Origin of the sequence: Geminicoccus roseus DSM 18922, from assembly GCF_000427665.1 — a bacterium.
GTDB classification, from domain to species: Bacteria; Pseudomonadota; Alphaproteobacteria; order Geminicoccales; family Geminicoccaceae; genus Geminicoccus; species Geminicoccus roseus.
On the sequence record NZ_KE386572.1, the window covers coordinates 2451244 to 2468025 of the forward strand.

General features: G+C 68.0%; 15 protein-coding genes. 11 read left to right on the forward strand and 4 right to left on the reverse strand.

Going from position 1 to position 16782, the window contains the following annotated elements; genetic code table 11:
* Positions 1 to 22 precede the first annotated feature (22 nt).
* From glpX to GEMRO_RS0112465, 3 genes are read left to right on the forward strand one after another with little or no spacing between them, the layout of a single operon-like run.
* Complete coding sequence (glpX, locus tag GEMRO_RS0112455) at positions 23 to 1015, forward strand: class II fructose-bisphosphatase (protein ID WP_027134251.1); 993 nt, start codon at positions 23 to 25, stop codon at positions 1013 to 1015.
* 7 nt (positions 1016 to 1022) lie between these two features.
* Positions 1023 to 2762: a single-stranded-DNA-specific exonuclease RecJ gene (gene recJ / locus GEMRO_RS0112460; protein ID WP_240476677.1), complete on the forward strand. Its 1740-nt coding sequence runs from the start codon at positions 1023 to 1025 to the stop codon at positions 2760 to 2762.
* A gap of 49 nt (positions 2763 to 2811) precedes the next feature.
* Positions 2812 to 4257, forward strand: coding sequence for a TrkH family potassium uptake protein (locus tag GEMRO_RS0112465; protein WP_027134253.1), 1446 nt, complete (start codon positions 2812 to 2814; stop codon positions 4255 to 4257).
* Here GEMRO_RS0112465 and GEMRO_RS0112470 read toward each other — a convergent pair whose 3' ends face one another.
* Complete coding sequence (locus tag GEMRO_RS0112470) at positions 4258 to 5502, reverse strand: type II secretion system F family protein (RefSeq protein WP_027134254.1); 1245 nt, start codon at positions 5500 to 5502, stop codon at positions 4258 to 4260.
* A 4-nt stretch (positions 5503 to 5506) separates the two neighbouring features.
* Positions 5507 to 7189 (reverse strand): GspE/PulE family protein, encoded by a 1683-nt coding sequence (locus GEMRO_RS29330; RefSeq protein WP_035485237.1) that lies wholly within the window; start codon positions 7187 to 7189, stop codon positions 5507 to 5509.
* A gap of 242 nt (positions 7190 to 7431) precedes the next feature.
* On the opposite strand from GEMRO_RS29330, the gene gspD reads away from it, so the two are divergent.
* Both gspD and GEMRO_RS0112485 read left to right on the forward strand, forming a co-directional pair.
* On the forward strand, positions 7432 to 9699 hold the full coding sequence (gene gspD, locus GEMRO_RS29335) for a type II secretion system secretin GspD (protein WP_205624961.1): 2268 nt from the start codon (positions 7432 to 7434) through the stop codon (positions 9697 to 9699).
* 23 nt (positions 9700 to 9722) lie between these two features.
* Entirely contained in the window at positions 9723 to 10436 is a 714-nt protein-coding gene (locus GEMRO_RS0112485; RefSeq protein ID WP_084506873.1) for a prepilin peptidase, read from the forward strand.
* Here GEMRO_RS0112485 and GEMRO_RS0112490 read toward each other — a convergent pair.
* Entirely contained in the window at positions 10433 to 11068 is a 636-nt protein-coding gene (locus GEMRO_RS0112490; protein WP_157505568.1) for a hypothetical protein, read from the reverse strand. The two genes, GEMRO_RS0112485 and GEMRO_RS0112490, sit on opposite strands and share 4 nt — an antisense overlap.
* A gap of 33 nt (positions 11069 to 11101) precedes the next feature.
* On the opposite strand from GEMRO_RS0112490, the gene corA reads away from it, so the two are divergent.
* A complete protein-coding gene (gene corA, locus GEMRO_RS0112495; protein ID WP_027134257.1) occupies positions 11102 to 12079 on the forward strand; it encodes a magnesium/cobalt transporter CorA in 978 nt (325 codons plus the stop codon).
* Positions 12080 to 12082: 3 nt separating this feature from the next.
* Here corA and phnF read toward each other — a convergent pair whose 3' ends face one another.
* Complete coding sequence (gene phnF / locus GEMRO_RS0112500; protein WP_027134258.1) at positions 12083 to 12808, reverse strand: phosphonate metabolism transcriptional regulator PhnF; 726 nt, start codon at positions 12806 to 12808, stop codon at positions 12083 to 12085.
* A gap of 218 nt (positions 12809 to 13026) precedes the next feature.
* Here phnF and phnG point away from each other — a divergent pair, with 218 nt between their 5' ends.
* From phnG to phnK, 5 genes are read left to right on the forward strand one after another with little or no spacing between them, the layout of a single operon-like run.
* The gene (gene phnG / locus GEMRO_RS0112505; protein WP_027134259.1) at positions 13027 to 13473 is read left to right on the forward strand and encodes a phosphonate C-P lyase system protein PhnG; all 447 of its coding nucleotides are present in this window, start codon (positions 13027 to 13029) and stop codon (positions 13471 to 13473) included.
* 1 nt (position 13474) lies between these two features.
* On the forward strand, positions 13475 to 14059 hold the full coding sequence (gene phnH, locus GEMRO_RS0112510; RefSeq protein ID WP_027134260.1) for a phosphonate C-P lyase system protein PhnH: 585 nt from the start codon (positions 13475 to 13477) through the stop codon (positions 14057 to 14059).
* A 3-nt stretch (positions 14060 to 14062) separates the two neighbouring features.
* Positions 14063 to 15157, forward strand: coding sequence for a carbon-phosphorus lyase complex subunit PhnI (locus GEMRO_RS0112515; RefSeq protein WP_027134261.1), 1095 nt, complete (start codon positions 14063 to 14065; stop codon positions 15155 to 15157).
* Complete coding sequence (locus GEMRO_RS0112520; RefSeq protein ID WP_027134262.1) at positions 15154 to 16008, forward strand: alpha-D-ribose 1-methylphosphonate 5-phosphate C-P-lyase PhnJ; 855 nt, start codon at positions 15154 to 15156, stop codon at positions 16006 to 16008. The genes GEMRO_RS0112515 and GEMRO_RS0112520 overlap by 4 nt, the downstream gene beginning before the upstream one ends.
* Entirely contained in the window at positions 16005 to 16781 is a 777-nt protein-coding gene (gene phnK / locus GEMRO_RS0112525; RefSeq protein ID WP_027134263.1) for a phosphonate C-P lyase system protein PhnK, read from the forward strand. Before GEMRO_RS0112520 ends, phnK begins: the two co-directional genes overlap by 4 nt.
* Position 16782 lies beyond the last annotated feature (1 nt).

Genomic DNA, 16782 nt, shown 5'->3' on the forward strand with positions numbered 1-16782 from the left:
CGGCAGCCCGAAGAGGCCGATGATGAGCGACTATCAGAGTGAAGACCGCAATCTTGCCATGGACGCGGTCCGGGTGACCGAGGCGGCAGCATTGGCGGCCTCCCGCCTGATGGGGCTGGGCGACGAGAAGGCGGCCGATCAGGCTGCGGTGGATGCGATGCGCTCGGCGCTGAACGTGCTGGACATCGACGGTACCGTCGTGATCGGCGAGGGCGAGCGCGACGAGGCGCCGATGCTCTATATCGGCGAGAGCGTCGGTACCGGCCGCGGGCCAGAGGTCGATATCGCCCTGGATCCTCTCGAAGGGACCACGATCTGCGCGAAGGGCGGATCCAATGCCCTGGCCTGCCTGGCGATGGCAAGCAAGGGCGGCTTCCTGAACGCGCCCGACGTCTACATGGAGAAGATCGCGGTCGGCGGCGGCCTGCCGGAAGGCGTCATCAAGCTCGGGGACGCTCCCAAGGACAACCTCGCGAGGCTGGCGGAGGCCAAGGGTGTTCAGGTCAACGACCTGGTGGTGATGATCCTGGACCGGCCGCGTCATGCCGAACTGATCGCGGACGTGCGCAAGGCGGGCGCCCGGATCCGGCTGATCGGCGATGGCGACGTGGCGGGCGTGATCGCGACCTCGCGGACCGACACCGGCGTCGACATCTACATGGGCAGCGGTGGCGCGCCCGAGGGCGTGCTGGCTTCGGCGGCGCTGCGCTGCATCGGCGGTCAGTTCCAGGGCAAGCTCCTGTTCCGCAACGACGACGAGAAGGGGCGCGCCCGCAAGTTCGGGGTCGAGGACTTCGACCGCATCTACCATCTGGAAGACCTGGCCAAGGGCGACGTGACCTTCTGCGCCACCGGCGTCACCGATGGGACCATGCTTCAGGGCATCCGCCGGATCGGCACCCGGATCTCGACGCACTCGATCGTGATGCGCTCCAAGACCGGCACCGTGCGTACCGTGCTGGCGGAGCACAACATGGGCCAGAAGCGCGGGGTCGTCCCGCATTTCGGACGCTGATCGGATCTTGCTGGAGCAGCTCAGTCCGGTGTCTGGACGGCAGTGGCGGGAACGCCCTGCCGATCCGGACCTCGTCGGCGCCCTGGTCCAGCGCAAGGGGCTGGCCGACGTCGTCGCACGGGTTCTAGCCGGGCGGGGCATAGGCCTGGACCAGATCGACGGATTCCTGGAGCCGCGCCTGCGCGATTTCCTGGTGGACCCCTCACATCTGGTCGACATGGACAAGGCCGCCGCCAGGCTGGCTGAAGCGGTCGTCGAGGGTGAACCCGTCGGGATCATCGGCGACTATGACGTCGACGGTGCCACGTCCGCTGCGCTGTTGAGCCGCTGGCTGCGCGCCAGCGGCATCGAGGCGACGGTCGAGATCCCGGACCGGCTTCTGGACGGCTACGGGCCGAACTCGGGTGCCTTCGACCGGTTGGCGGAGCACGGGTGCCGGCTGGTGCTCTCCCTGGACAGCGGCACCACCGCCTTCGAGCCCCTGGCCTACGCTGCGCTGCAGGGCCAGGAGGTGATCGTCGTCGACCATCACGTGGCCGAGGCTGACCTTCCGAAGGCCTACGCCGTGGTGAATCCCAATCGGCAGGACCAGGAGAGCCCGTACGGGCATCTGGCGGCGGTCGGGGTCACCTTCCTGCTCCTGGTGGCCGCGAACCGGGAATTGCGTCGCCGTGGCCGCTCCGAGCCGGACCTCATGAGCCTGCTCGACCTGGTCGCGCTTGGCACCGTCTGCGATGTCGTCCCTCTCATGGGGCTGAACCGCGCCTTTGTTCGCCAGGGGCTGCGGGTGATGTCGAAGCGGGCAAATACCGGGATCGCCAAGCTGGCGCTGGAAGCAAAGGCGCCGGAATCCTTGGAGGCTTGGCATCTGGGATTTCTGCTCGGACCTCGCATCAATGCAGGGGGGCGGATCGACCAGGCCGACCTGGGCGTCCGGTTGCTCACTGAAATGGACGCGGGAGAGGCTGGCGCCCTTGCCGCGCGGCTCGACCAGCTGAACGCACGGCGGCGCCAGATCGAGCGCGAGATCCTGGATCTGGCCGATCGTTCGGTGCGTGACCAGGTCGATGCGGACGCTTCGGTGCTTTTGGCCTATGGCCAGGGCTGGCATCCCGGCGTGATCGGCATTGTGGCGAGCCGGCTTGTCGAGCGATATGATCGGCCGGTCTTCGTCATCGGGTTCGACGAAGCTGGAATCGGCAAGGGGTCCGCGCGCTCGGTGCCGGGCGTCGATCTGGGACGGGCAGTGATCGCCGCGCGCCAGGAGGGCATCCTCGAGAAGGGCGGCGGCCATCCGATGGCGGCGGGTATCACCATCGCCGCCAACCGTCTGGACGACTTCGCCGAGCATCTGCGGAAACGGCTTCCCGCCATCACTGGTGGACAGCGAGCGCGACGTGCTCTGGATCTCGACGCCTCGGTCACCGTAGCGGCATGCCGGCGCGACCTCGCGACCGCCTTCGAGCAGTTGCAGCCCTTTGGTGCGGGGAACGACGAGCCGCGTCTTCATCTGGTCGACGTGCGGGTGGCCAATGCACGTCCGGTCGGCACCGGCCACCTTGCGCTTCGTCTGGAAGGCAAGGACGGCTCCAGGGTCGATGGCATTGCGTTCCGGGCGCTGGAGCGCCCGCTGGGCGACCTGCTACGCACCGCGGACCGGCCAATCCAACTCGCCGGGACACTGAAGCTCGACCGTTACCAGGGCAACGAGCGCATCTGCTTCCATATCGACGACGCAGCAGGCTGAGGCGGAGCAGGAACCCGATGCGATCCATGCAGCGGCACCGCCCACCTCGATGATCGACGTCCGGCCGGTCTTCTATGCGCTGGGGGCGCTCCTGTGCGTCCTGTCAGTCTTCATGCTGGTGCCCATGCTGGCGGATCTGGCGTTTGGTCATGCCGATGCATCCTCGTTCCTGATCTCCGCCTGCGTTACCGCCTTCTTCGGCGTCGCCCTGATCCTGGCCTTCCATGTCGACGACCTGAAGGTCGACCGCCGGCAGGGCTTCCTGCTGACGGCCCTGGCATGGCTCGTCCTGTCCGGTTTCGCCGCGCTGCCGTTCCGGTTCAGCGCCATGGAGATGGATTACGCCGCCGCCTACTTCGAATCGATGTCGGGTCTCACCACCACCGGCAGTTCCGCGATCGCGGATCTGTCGATCGCGCCGCCTGGGATCCTGCTCTGGCGCGGCCTGCTCAATGCCCTCGGAGGTGCCGGCATCATCGTCCTGGCGCTGGTGATGCTGCCCTTCCTGTCGGTGGGCGGCATGCAGCTCTTCCGCACCGAGTCTTCCGACCGCAGCGAGAAGCTGTTCCCCCGGATCGATCAGATCGCCGGGGCGACGATCGGGGTCTATTCCGGCCTGATCCTGCTGTGCGCGTTCATCTACGCCGCGTTGGGAATGGAGCCTTTTGACGCCGTGGTGCATGCCATGGCCACGATCGCGACCGGCGGTTTCGGCAACCATGCCGACAGTTTCGGTTCTTATCCGGCCCCGATCCTCTGGGCCGCCACGTTCTTCATGGCGTGCGGCGGCATGCCGCTGGCTCTGTTCGCCCTGACCCTCAACCGAGGGCCCCGAGCCCTCCTGTCCGACACCCAGGTCCGCGCATTCGTGATGTTCCTGGTCGTCGCCACGATCATGGTAGCGGGCTGGCTGATCCTCGTCGGCAAGGCCCCTATCTTCTGGTCCCTGACCCACGCCGCGTTCAACGTCGTCTCGATCGTGACCACCACCGGCTTCGCTTCCGACGACTACATGCAGTGGGGCACGTTCGTCGTCATGATGTTCCTGTTCCTGACCGCGGTCGGCGGCTGTACCGGATCGACCACTGGCGGCCCGAAGATCTTCCGCTACCAGGTGCTGGCAATGCTGCTGCGCCGGCATCGCAACGAGACGGTGATGCCGCACGCGGTGAACGTGCGTCGCTATGGAGGCCGGCCGGTCGGGGACGATGTTGTGCGGGCCGTCCTTGTGCTGTTCGCCCTCTATGGGGTGACGGTCATTTCCCTGGCTTTGGGGCTCGCTGCCACCGGCCTGGACGTCGAGACTTCCTTCTCCGGTGCGCTCACCGCCGTGAGCAATGTGGGCCCAGGGATCGGCGACCAGATCGGGCCGGTCGGCAGCTTCGCCGGCCTCTCGGATACCGCCCTCTGGATGCTGGCATTCGGCATGATGGTAGGACGGCTGGAGTTCACCACCGTCTTCATCCTGTTCAGCAGGCGGTTCTGGCGGACCTGATCAGCGCACGCCGGCCAGGTCGTTCACCGCAACCACTGCCGCCAGGATCGAGAGCACCACGCCGGCCACGGCCACGCCGAGCCCGACCACGATCACCGGCTCCAGGATCGACAGGACCCGCTGAATTCGTTCCTCTAGCCGGGTTTCGAACCAGTTGGCCGCCTGCTGCAGGGTGGCGCCGAGCCTGCCGGTCTCCTCGCCAATCCGGCAAAGCCGGATTGCCTGGGGGGCCAGCAGTCCGGCATCGCTCAGGCACAGCCATAAGGGCCGGCCCTGGCGCACGCCGGAAAGCGCCCGGTCGAGGCTGGCGGCGACCGCCCGATTGCCGACCACGTCACGGGTGAGCTGCAGGGCCTGCGGCAACTCGACGCCGCCTGATAGGAGCGAACCCAGAACCCGGGTGGTCTGACCCGTGGCCCGCGCCCGGGCCATGCCGCCGATCAGGGGAACGCGCAGCATCATCCGGTGCAGGCTGCGTGCGCCGCTCTCCCTCCTTGTAGCTCCAACCAGCAGGAGCACCACAAGCCCGATCCCGGCCAGAGTGATGATCCCGTAGTCTTCCACGAAGCTGGCGACCGCCAGGGTCGCCTGGGTCGAGCCTGGAAGGGTGGCGCCCGCATCGGCGAACAGCGGCTCGAACTGGGGCACCACGACGGTCAGCAGAACCAGCAGCGAGCCGACCGCCACGATCGCCAGAAGGATCGGGTAGGTCATCGCCCCGATCAGCTTGGAGCGCATCCGTTCCTCCCGTTCGCGCAGCGCCGAGAGTTCCATCAGGGCAGAATCGAGGGCACCGGTTGCTTCGCCGGCCCGCACCATGCCGACATAGGAGCGGGGGAACAGCCTGGGATGCTGGGCCAGCGCATCGGTGAAGCTCTTGCCGCCCTTCACCTCGCCCAGCAGTTGCTGGATCACGCCTCCCATCCGCCCAAGCGTCTCGTCCTCGGCAAGGGTCTCAAGCGACCAGGCAAGCGTCTGGCCTGCAGAAACCAGGGTCGCGAGCTCTCGGGTGAACTGGGTCACGACCGACCCGCTGATCCCGAACAGCCCCTTGCCACCCGCCGGTCGCGCCGCGGTCCGCCGTTCGGCGGGACGGGCCACTCCCGCACGCCCCTCGGCCAGTTCGACAGGCACCAGTCCCATCGCTTCCAGGGCCCGCACTGCGGCGGCCCGATTGGCACCCTCGACATCGCCGCTGGTCATCTGGCCGGCGGCGGTCAATGCGCGGTAGCGGAACGAAGCCATCCGCTCAGAACTCCTCGGTGGCGCGCAGCACTTCGTCCAGGGTGGTGATGCCAGCCCTGGCCTTGGCGACGCCATCCTGGAACATGGTGGTCATCCCTCGGGTCATCGCATGCGCCTGCAGCGCCTGGCTTGGGGCCCGCTCGCGGATCAGGCGGCGGATCTCCTCGTCCACCTCGAGCATCTCGAAGATCCCGACCCGGCCGACAATCCCGGTCCCGTTGCATTGCTCGCAGCCGTCGGCGGCGAACAGGGTGACCGGCAGGTCCTCGCCGCCGAAGCGACGGAGCACGGCGGCTTCCTCCTCGGTGGGAGGATGAGGCCGCCGGCAGTTGGGGCAGAGCTCCGCCACCAGCCGTTGGCCGAGCACGCCGCGCAGCACCGAAGCCAGGAGGAACGGCTCCACTCCCATGTCGAGAAGCCGGCCGATTGCGCCCGCCGCACTGTTGGTGTGCAGGGTGGACAGGAGCAGGTGGCCGGTCAGGGCGGCGTTGACGGCGATATCCGCCGTCTCGCCGTCGCGGGTCTCGCCTACCATGATCACATCCGGATCGTGGCGCACGACGCTGCGCAGGATCCGGGCGAAGCCTAGGTCGATCTCCGGCCGGACCTGGATCTGAGTGACGCCTTCCACCTGGTATTCGACCGGGTCCTCGATGGAGATGATCTTGTCGCTGACCGCGTCGAGCTGGCGCAGCGAGGTGTAGAGGGTCGTGGTCTTGCCGCTGCCGGTCGGGCCGGTCACCAGGAACATCCCATGAGGTGCTGCGAGCTGGCGGCGGATAGCCGCCTCGATCGCCGTCGGCATCCCCAGCTCGACGAAGCTCGGCGCGTCCTTGTCGGTCTCCAGCAGGCGGATCACCACGCTCTCGCCGTGCACCGAGGGGGCGGTCGCGACGCGCAGGTCGAAGCGCCGCTGGTCGACCACCACCCGTGCCCGCCCGTCCTGCGGCAGCCGGCGCTCGGCGATGTCCAGACGCGCCATGATCTTGATTCGAGAGATCACCGCCGCGGCCAGACGCGCCGGCGGGGCACCGATCTCGCGCAGGCGGCCATGAACCCGAAAGCGCACGCGCAGCCGGTCACGGGCAGGCTCCACATGGATGTCGGAGGCGCTGGTCCGGGCAGCGTCGGACAGCATCTGATTGACGAAGCGGATGACCGGCGCCGCCTCGGCCTGATGTTCCAGGCTTTCCTTGTCGTCCGGCATCTGGTCGAGGGGATCGCCCCCGGCCGCCGCTCGCCCGATCTCGTCGAGGGAGGGGGCGTCGGCACGAACCGCCTTCACGATCGCGCGCTCAAGCTCGTCGTGTGGCACCACCACCGGGATGACCCGCCGCCGCGTGGCGATCGCCACGGCACGCATGGTGGCGCTGTCGGTGGGATCGGCCATGCCGAGCCAGACCGTGCGCTCGTCCTGGCGGATCGGCAGCGCGCGGTTTGCCTCAAGGAAGCGGGCGGCGAGCTGGCCTGGGAAGAGCAACTCCTTGGGGAGGGCGTCGCCGCTGGCGATCTCCACGTTGTAAAGGTCAGCCATGGCGCGGGCGAAGCCAGCTGGCGTCATCAGGCCGCTCTTGGCGAGGAGGGCGGGCAGAGGCTCGGAGCTTTCCGCCGCCTGCTCGCGCAGTTGTGCCACGTCAGCAGACGCGAGCCGGCCGGCCTCTACCAAGCGCGTCAGAATCAGGTCCATGTTTGTCTCATCCGGGCCACATGATGCGGGAGCCGATACCCGGCGGTCGGCCGTCTTGTCCTCGATAAGATTGTCTGCCTGATCACAGGTGCGCGTGTCAAAGTCGTCACGTTGCCCCGGCTCCCTTGACGCGGAGGGGCCCGGTCGGCACTACCCATGACTGGCGGTACGGGTGAAACCGGGGGGTGGAACCGGCCGTCCTGATGCACCCATGACACTGTTGGCGATCCAGACAGACAATGATGCCTAACTGGGCCAAGAATACCGCACGCAAACAGCTTGCGGGAAACCTGCTTCGTGTGAGTCTGGCAGCTCTGCTTGCCGGTTGCGCCCAAGGTGGTAGTGGCGTGCAGCCATCCATTACCGATGATGTGAGTCGTCTTGATTTCGAACCCCCTGCCGAGCCCCGGGAACTGGTGGAGCAGGGGCTCGCGACTGAGCCCGGCCGTCCAGCGGCGCCGGAAGCTCGGATCTACACTTCGGATGCCACCCGACGGCAGGAGCAGCGCCCCGGGGCGGTGGTCACTCCTGACGGCGCCGGTGTCCAGCTCAACTTCGAGAACGCCGATTTGCGCGAGGTGGTGCGAACGATCCTGGGCGACGTGCTGCAGGTGAATTACACCGTCGACCCTGCGATCCAGGGCTCGGTGACCCTCTCCACCTCCGCGGCGATGAGCCGGGACGACCTGCTGGCAACCCTGGAGACGGTGCTCCGCCAGAACAATGCCGCGCTGGTGCAGGAAGCCGGCGGCTATGCCGTCGTGCAGATGCAGAATGCCGTAGGCCGTGCCGGCGTGGCGCAGCTCGGCGATTCGCCGCAGCAGATCGACCCAGGCTACGGCGTGACGGTGGTGCCGTTGCGGCATGTGCCGGCCATCACCGCCCAGGAATTCGCCCGGCCGCTGATCGCCAATCCGGATGACCTGCGGATCGACATGTCGCGCAACCTGCTGCTGGTGAGCGGCACTGCCCAGGAAAGGCAGACGGTCGTCGACACGATCGCGGAAGTGGACGTGGATTGGCTGGCGGGGCGTTCCGTCGGCATCTTCCCGCTGCAGAACACGACGCCGGAAGCTGTCATTCCCGAACTGGAGGCGATCTTCGGGGTCCGCGGCGGCGCTGCGGCTCAGGACTTCACTGCCTATGAGGGTATGCGTTTCGTGCCGATCCAGCGGCTGAACGCGGTGCTGGCCGTCTCGAGCGATCTGGAAGGCGTCCAGCGCGCCCGCGAGTGGGTCGAGCGGCTGGACGCGGGCAGCTCCGTCGGAACGGAACTCAACATCTACCAGCTTCGCTACACCCCGGCCGCGGCGATGGCGGCGACCCTGACGGCGGTGATCGCCGATGGGGGCGGAGCTCTTGGAGCGACAACGCCCGCCACCACCGCACCGCCCTCGGCATTGGACAGCACCGGCCTTGCCGATGCGACGGAGCCGCCGCCGGATCTTGGCTTGGCCGACGCAGCCCAGCTCGACTTCGGCGGTGGCGGTGGCATCAACATCGGCAGCCCGGACTCGCTGCGGCAGATCAAGATCGTCCCGAACGAGACGAACAACACGCTGGTGATCCGCGCCTCTCCGGAACTCTACCGGATGATCGAGGCGACGGCCCGGCGGCTCGATACCCCGCCCGGACAGGTGGTGATCGACGCGACCATCGCCGAGGTGCAGCTCAACGACCGGCTGCGCTATGGCGTGCAGTATTTCTTCGAAAGCGGCGACTTCCGGTTCGGCTTCTCGACCGGCGACCTGCTCCGGCCGAGGAACGTGACGCCTGGCTTCAGCTTCCTGTTCAACAGCGGCAACGACAAGATCATCGCGCTGGATGCGCTATCGTCGGTCACCGATGTGCGGATCATGAGCTCGCCGACGCTGGTGGTCCAGGACAACAAGGAAGCGTCGCTGAACGTCGGTAACGAGGTGCCGATCACGATCCGGTCGGCGACGGGCGATCAGGAGGATGACCGGACGGTCAATACGATCCAGTATCGCGAGACCGGCGTGATCCTGACGGTCAAGCCTCGAATCAGCGGCAACAGCAGCGTGGCGCTCGAGATCGCGCAGGAAGTCTCGAACGTGGTGGAGCTGGACAGTGGTGCCAGCGAAGAGGACCGCCTCACTCCCACCATCAACCAGCGCAAGGTGCAGAGCGTGGTATCGGTCCGCTCCGGGCAGACCGTTGTCCTGGGTGGCCTGATCCAGGAACAGGAACAGCGCTCGCGCCAGGGCATCCCGCTGCTGTCCGACATCCCCGGGATTGGTGACCTGTTCGCCAACAACAACCGCTCGGGCAACCGGACGGAACTGGTCGTGTTCATCACGCCGAGGATCGTCCGCAATGCCGAAGATGCCGGCGCCATCAGCCGGGAGATCCGCGACCGGATGCGCGGGATGAACGGCAACATCGACGATCGGACGCTGGTTCCAGGGCCGGTTCAGCGGGGCACCATCCGCGGCCTGCGGCCGGAAGCCTCGTTGGTGCCGGTCGAAAACCGGCCGGCAGCGGGCTGAGCGGGCTAATCATCCTGGCGATCGTGGCGGGTCTCGCCGGTGCCTGCATCGGGAGCTTTCTTGCCACGGTCGCCCGCCGATGGGAGCAGGGGGCGGGCGCGGCTCTTCGAGGCCGGTCCGCCTGCGACCAGTGCGGCTCGACCTTGGGACCCATTGAACTGCTGCCCGTGGTGGGGCGCATGCTCCTGCGCGGGCGCTGCCGCCATTGCGGGACCCGGATCCCGCTCACCGAGACGACCGTCGAGGCGGCGTCGGCGGGCGTCGCTATCCTCGCGGTGCTGATGGCGCCCACGGCCTGGTTCTGGCTGGTGATCCTCGGCTGGCTCCTGGTGCTGCTGGCCACGATCGACCATCTGCACGGCATCCTGCCCGACCCGCTGAACACAGCGCTCCTCATGACCGGGCTTCTGGCGGTGCTGTTCGATGCGACCGCACCTGCTCCTATTGACGCGCTTCTCGGTGGGGCCGTGGGCGCGGGAGCGTTCGCACTCGTGGCCTTCGGCTATGAGGCCCTGCGTGGACGGGCCGGCCTGGGCGGCGGCGACGTCAAGCTCCTGGGAGCCCTTGGGGTCTGGGTGGGGCTGGCCGGGCTGCCCTGGATCGTTCTGCTGGCCGCGGCCTCGGCACTGGTCGCGGCTGTTGCGACCAGCGGTGGCCGCTTCGAGGGGAGCCGCGCGATCCGCTTCGGACCCTGGCTTGCCGGAGCCGGGTTCGTCGTCGCACTCGTTCTGCGCTAGTACATCTCGGGATCGTACGGCTCGTCCCCGCTGAACTCGCTGATGCCACCGTCCATGCGTGGCGGACTGGGATCGCCATAGTCCGGCGGGATGTCTTCGATCGGGCCATCTTCCGGAAAGGCGCCGTCCGGATCCGGCGCAACCTCCCGGGCGACCGGGGGTGGTGCGCCTCCAGAAGGACCGAAGACGACGACCCTGGCAATCCGGTCCGAGCCGCCTTCCTTCGCCATGAAGATCGCGTGATCGTGGCCGGTCAGCACCCAATCCAGCAACTGTCTGGCGTCGCCGCTTCGGCTGCCGTTCAGGCGCTGCTCGCTGGGACGCAGGACCTTGAGCTCGAAGTCGAACCGCTCGCTCAGAGCCTCGACCGCCTGCTCGACCGGAACATCATCGAGATTAAGCCGGATCCCATCCGGCTCGGCCTCGATCGACAGGCTCTCGGCCGACGCAGGAGCCGCAGCCAGGAGAACGGCTAGGGCCCAAGGGAGGACGTGAAGGCGCACCAGGTCGGATCTCGTCGGTGAGGGAATGGGCAGCCCTCTATAGCGACTGACCGGCTTCCTTGGAACCGGCTTCCATGACCGTGGCCGGGGCTGCTTGACAAGGCTTGGCCCCGTGGTCGACAGGGGCATCGCCACCATCCGTGCCGGGAGGCCGTCCGAGCCATGATGCGCCTCTATATCACCACCGGCAGCTCGATCGAGGTCATGCAGGGCACTTGCGACGAGGCTCTGCATGACCGGATCATCTGGATCGACCTGCACGAGCCGTCGCCGCGCGAGGTGCGGTTCGTCGAGGACATGCTGCAGATCGACGTCCCGACCCGGGCAGAGATCGTCGAGATCGAAGCTTCGTCGCGCCTCTACGAAGAGACCGACGCATTCTTCATGACCGCAACCATGCTGTGCCGGGCCGACAGCGAGAGCCCGGAGCTCACGCCGGTCACCTTCATCCTGGTGGGCCACCGGCTGGTCACCCTGCGCTATGCCGATCCACTGCCGTTCCGCACGGCAGCCTCCCAGATCCACCGCAACCCGCTCGCCTGGAACTCGGGCGAGGTGGTGTTCGTCGGCTTGCTCGAGGTGATCGTCGATCGCCTGGCGGACATCCTGGAGGCCATCGGCGCCGACCTGGACGCGGTCAGCCGCGAGGTGTTCACCACCGACGCCAAGGAGGCTGCCCGGCGGGCCAAGGACTATCGGCAGCTGCTGGCGCGGGTGGGGCGTGCAGGTGACATGATCGGCAAGTCGCGGGAAAGCCTGGTCAGCCTGGGAAGGCTGGTGGCCTTCGTGACCGTCGCGTTCAAGTCCAAGGACCGCAAGAGCCTGCAGACCCGGATGAAGACCGTCAGCCGCGACGTGATCTCCCTGTCGGACCACGCCTCCTTCCTCACCAACAAGGTGACCTTCTCCCTCGATGCCATCCTGGGCCTCGTCTCGATCGAGCAGAACGGGATCATCAAGATCTTCTCGGTCGCAGCGGTCGTCTTCCTGCCGCCGACCCTGGTGGCGAGCATCTACGGGATGAACTTCGAGGTGATGCCGGAGCTGACCCTCACCTATGGCTACCCGATGGCGCTGGGCATGATGGTCCTGTCCGCCATCATGCCCTACCTCTACTTCAAGCGGAAAGGCTGGCTCTGAGCCTCACGACTCGACCGTGAGCGTCACCCGTTCGCCTGCCCAGACCGTATAGTTGTAGGCGAGCGGCGCACCGGACGCGGACGTGTCCAGCGCCTCGGTGATCAGCACCGGCCGTTCCCTCGACTGCTCGAGCTGCTGCGCTTCGTCAGGGGACGGCAGCCTCGTGCCGATCCTGGTCCAGGCACGGCGATAATCCGCATGCCCCGCGGCCGTGAACAGCGCCGTGACCGACGGGTTGGCGGCCAAGCTTGCGGCAGCCTCCGGGAACCTGGCCTTTGGCAGGTAGATGGTCCCCAGGGTAACAGGGGTACCGTCTGCACGGGCGAGGGTCCGGTGACGCAAGCCGGTGGAACCTTCCGGCAGCCCCAGCGCCCGGGCGGTCGGCCCCATCAGCTCGACCTCGTCGATGCCAAGGGTCACCCGGGAAGGCAGGCGTTCCCGACTGGCAAGATTGGAGGAAAACCGGGTGCGCGCCCCGATGGAGTAGTCGAGCGGCTGCATGTCGACGAAGGTGCCGCGCCCCTGCTCGATCCGCAGGATGCCCCGGCTTGCCAGAGCACGTACGGCCTGGCGGACAGTGTGCCGGTTGACCCCGAAGCGTCGAGCCAGTTCCGGCTCGGCAGGCAGGCGGCCGGAGGGCGCGAAGCTGCCCTGCAGGATGGACTGCTCCAGCACGCCTTCGATCTGCCGCCAAAGCGCAACCCCCTGGCCCCGGGCAAGTCGGTCCACCTCCCCTGAATCGGGAAGTTCGGCGGCAACAGGAAAGGAGGACAAGGGAGCAGCCCACGGTCGTTTCTCGTCGCGCCGGGGACGCTAGGCGCAGCAGCCCATCCCGTCTACCGCCCGTCTCGCCTGATCATCCATCATGATCCTGTCACCGCGCTGGCGTTTACATCAATCCGGCAGCGACTACAGTGCTGTCGAAATTCATCTAGACGTCTGGACCGATGGCTTCCGACCCCAGTACCCGCGCCCGCTGGCTCCAGGCGCTTGCCCTGGCGAATGACCAGGAAATGGAGGCGGCCACCGCCGCCTTCGCCGTCCGGCCCGAGGCGTTCGAGACGCTGCGCGCCCCGGAAGTCGGGCTGGTCATGACCCGAGCACGGGCAGGCGGAAGCGGCGCTCCCTTCAATCTCGGAGAAGCCACGGTCACCCGGAGCGCGGTGCGCTCCCCGGACGGGATGGTAGGCATCGGCTGGGTGCAAGGGCGGCGGCCCCGGCGCTCCGTTCAGATCGCCAGGCTGGACGCGGTGTTCCAGTCGGCTGGGAGCGAGCAGGTGATGGCCGTGGTTCGCGACATGGAAGCCGGGCTGGCCGAACGGCGGGCCCAGGTCGCGCGCAAGGCGGCGGCGACCCGGGTGGACTTCATCACCCTCGTGCGCGGGGAGGACTGAGATGACCAGCCTGGCAGGCGGACTGGCCGATCCAGTCCACGATGCGCAACGGCAGTTTCGTGATCTTCTTCACGCCATGAGCCATCCCGGAACGGTGGTGCCGCTCCGGGGCATGCTGCCGCCGGCTCCGGCCCCGCTCGCAACGGCGACCTATGCCCTGCTGCTGGGACTGGCGGACCACGAGACCAGGCTTTGGATCGACGGCGAGCATCGCGATGCACGCGCCTCGCTGCGTTTCCATACCGGCGCCGGCTGGGTGCAGGATCCGGCCGATGCGAGCTTCGCGGTGGTGGCGGAAGGAGGTGACCTGCCGCCCCTCGACCAGTTTGGTCAGGGCGATCCGGACTACCCGGACCGGAGCAGCACGGTGTTCTTGCAGGTGGCACGGTTCGGCCACGGCCAGACCCTGCATCTCGCCGGGCCGGGGATCGATGGCCGGGCGTGCCTGCAGGTCGACGGGGTTCCAGCGGATTTCGGCGCGATGCTGCGCGCCAACCGAAGCCGGTTCCCGCAGGGGGTCGACCTGGTGCTGGTGGCCGGAGCCACGATCGCCTGCCTGCCGCGCAGCATCCAGGTGGAGGGCTGAGGGATGTACGTGGCGGTCAAGGGTGGCGAGCGTGCCATCCGCCATGCCCATCGCTGGCTGGACGAGGAGCGGCGGGGTGATCCGGAGGTGCCGGAGATCGACCCCGTCCAGTTGCGCGAGCAGCTGTCGCTCGGGTGCGGCCGGGTCATGAACGAGGGGTCGCTCTACGATCCTGACCTGGCGGCGCTGGCGCTCAAGCAGGCGCGGGGCGACATGGTGGAGGCAGCCTTCCTGCTCCGCGCGTTCCGCACCACCCTGCCGCGCCTGGCCAACTCGGTGCCGGTCGAGACGGCGGCGATGCGGGTGGTGCGCCGGGTCTCCGCGACCTTCAAGGACATTCCCGGCGGGCAGATCCTGGGGCCGACCTTCGACTACACCCACCGCCTGCTCGACGAGGACCTGGCCGGAACCGGCAGTCGGCCGGAGGCTGCGGCGGAAGCCGGGGAGCCGGTCGAGCCGCACATGCCGCGCGTGCTCGACCTGCTGGATGCCGATGGCATGATCGAACGGGAGGATCCGGGGACAGGCGACGAGCCGGCCGATCTGACCCGCGAGCCGCTTCTGTTCCCGGTCGGGCGCGATGCCTGGCTGCAGAACCTGGCGCGCGGCGACGAGGGCTTCGTGTTCGCCCTGGGCTATTCCACCCAGCGCGGCTTCGGGCGCACCCATCCGTTCGTGGGCGAGCTCCGGGTCGGTACGGTCGACCTGGTGGTGGAGCCGGAGGAGCTGGGCTTTCCCATCGTGATCGGCGAGCTGGAACTGACCGAGTGCGAGATGGTCAACCAGTTCCTGGGATCGAAGACGGAGGCGCCGAAGTTCACCCGCGGCTACGGGCTGTCGTTCGGCCACCAGGAGCGCAAGGCGATGGGCATGGCGCTGGTCGACCGGGCGCTGCGCAATGCCGAGGGCGGCGACGAGGTGGCGGCGCCGGCCATGGACCAGGAGTTCGTGCTCTACCATTCCGACAACGTGCAGGCGTCCGGCTTCGTCGAGCACCTGAAGCTGCCGCACTATGTCGATTTCCAGGGCGAGATGGAGACCATCCGCAAGATGCGCCGGGCAGCGGCCTCGGGCGACGCGGCGGAGGCAGCGGAATGAGCGTCGGCTACAACTTCGCCTACCTGGACGAGCAGACCAAGCGGATGCTGCGGCGGGCCATCCTCAAGGCGGTGGCGATCCCGGGCTACCAGGTGCCGTTCGCCAGCCGGGACATGCCGCTGCCCTATGGCTGGGGCACCGGCGGCATCCAGGTGACTGCCGCGGTGCTGGGCCAGGACGACGTGCTCAAGGTGATCGACCAGGGGGCGGACGACACCACCAACGCGGTGAGCATCCGGGCCTTCTTCGCCCGCACCGCCAGGGTCGCCACCACCGAGCGCACCGCCGAGGCCACGATCATCCAGACCCGACACCGGATCCCCGAGGAGCCGCTGAAGCCCGGGCAGGTCCTGGTCTACCAGGTGCCGATCCCCGAGCCGCTGCGGTTCTTGGAGCCGCGCGAGCGCGAGACTCGGCGGATGCATGGCCTTGCCGACTATGGCGGCATGCACGTGAAGCTCTACGAGGACGTGGCGCGCATGGGCCGGATCACGACCTCCTACGCCTACCCGGTCATGGTGGCGGGCCGCTACGTGATGGATCCGTCGCCGATCCCCAAGTTCGACAATCCCAAGATGAACCGGAACGCCGCCCTGCAGCTGTTCGGCGCCGGGCGGGAAAAACGGATCTACGCGATCCCGCCGCACACCGAGGTCGTCAGCCTCGACTTCGAGGACCATCCGTTCGAGGTGCAGAGCTGGGACAGGCCGTGCGGCCTGTGCGGCGCCACCGGGTCCTATCTCGACGAGGTGGTGACCGACGACCAGGGCGGCCGGCTGTTCTGCTGTTCCGACACCGATTTCTGCCGGTCGCGCCGGGACGAAGCCGGGGCAGGGGGAGCACAGCCATGACCGACGCGGCGCTGCTGGAGGTCAGCGGACTCGCCAAGTCCTATGGGCGGCTGCAGGCGCTTTCGCCCACGGACCTCGCCTTGTGGCCGGGCGAGGTGCTGGCGATCGTGGGCGAGAGCGGTTCCGGCAAGACGACGCTGCTGAACTGCCTGGCTGGCCATGTCCCGGCCGACGAGGGCAGCGTGCAGTTCCGGATCGCGGACGGCTCCGTGGCGGACCTGCGCCGAATGGACGAGGCGCAGCGCCGCCTCCTGGCCCGCACCGAATGGGGCTTCGTCCACCAGAACCCGCGCGACGGCCTGCGCCTTGCCGTCTCCGCCGGCGGCAATATCGGCGAGCGGCTCATGGCAGTCGGCTGGCGGCACTATGGCAGGATCCGCGCCGAGGCGCTGGCCTGGCTGGAGCGGGTCGAGATTGATCCCGGCCGGATCGACGACCTGCCGCGGACGTTCTCGGGCGGCATGCAGCAGCGCCTGCAGATCGCCCGCAACCTGGTGACGCGGCCGCGGCTGGTGCTGATGGACGAGCCGACCGGCGGGCTGGACGTCTCCGTGCAGGCCCGCTTGCTCGACCTGATCCGCCGCCTGGTCGCCGAACTGGGCCTGGCGGTGGTGATCGTCACCCACGACCTGGCGGTGGCGCGGCTCCTGTCCCACCGCATGCTGGTGATGCGCCGGGGCCGCGTGGTCGAGCATGGCCTCACCGACCGGGTGCTGGACGACCCACAAGATCCCTACAGCCAGCTCCTGGTGAGCTCGATCCTGGCGGCCTAAC

Coding starts and splice junctions, on each gene's coding strand:
- GEMRO_RS29330 (WP_035485237.1), bottom strand. CDS start 7,189: ATGGACCTGATTCTGACGCGCTTGGTAGAGGCCGGCCGGCTCGCGTCT.
- GEMRO_RS0112490 (WP_157505568.1), bottom strand. CDS start 11,068: ATGCCCCTGTCGACCACGGGGCCAAGCCTTGTCAAGCAGCCCCGGCCA.
- phnG (WP_027134259.1), top strand. CDS start 13,027: ATGGCTTCCGACCCCAGTACCCGCGCCCGCTGGCTCCAGGCGCTTGCC.
- GEMRO_RS0112465 (WP_027134253.1), top strand. CDS start 2,812: ATGATCGACGTCCGGCCGGTCTTCTATGCGCTGGGGGCGCTCCTGTGC.
- phnK (WP_027134263.1), top strand. CDS start 16,005: ATGACCGACGCGGCGCTGCTGGAGGTCAGCGGACTCGCCAAGTCCTAT.
- GEMRO_RS0112470 (WP_027134254.1), bottom strand. CDS start 5,502: ATGGCTTCGTTCCGCTACCGCGCATTGACCGCCGCCGGCCAGATGACC.
- corA (WP_027134257.1), top strand. CDS start 11,102: ATGATGCGCCTCTATATCACCACCGGCAGCTCGATCGAGGTCATGCAG.
- glpX (WP_027134251.1), top strand. CDS start 23: ATGAGCGACTATCAGAGTGAAGACCGCAATCTTGCCATGGACGCGGTC.
- gspD (WP_205624961.1), top strand. CDS start 7,432: ATGCCTAACTGGGCCAAGAATACCGCACGCAAACAGCTTGCGGGAAAC.
- GEMRO_RS0112520 (WP_027134262.1), top strand. CDS start 15,154: ATGAGCGTCGGCTACAACTTCGCCTACCTGGACGAGCAGACCAAGCGG.
- GEMRO_RS0112515 (WP_027134261.1), top strand. CDS start 14,063: ATGTACGTGGCGGTCAAGGGTGGCGAGCGTGCCATCCGCCATGCCCAT.
- phnH (WP_027134260.1), top strand. CDS start 13,475: ATGACCAGCCTGGCAGGCGGACTGGCCGATCCAGTCCACGATGCGCAA.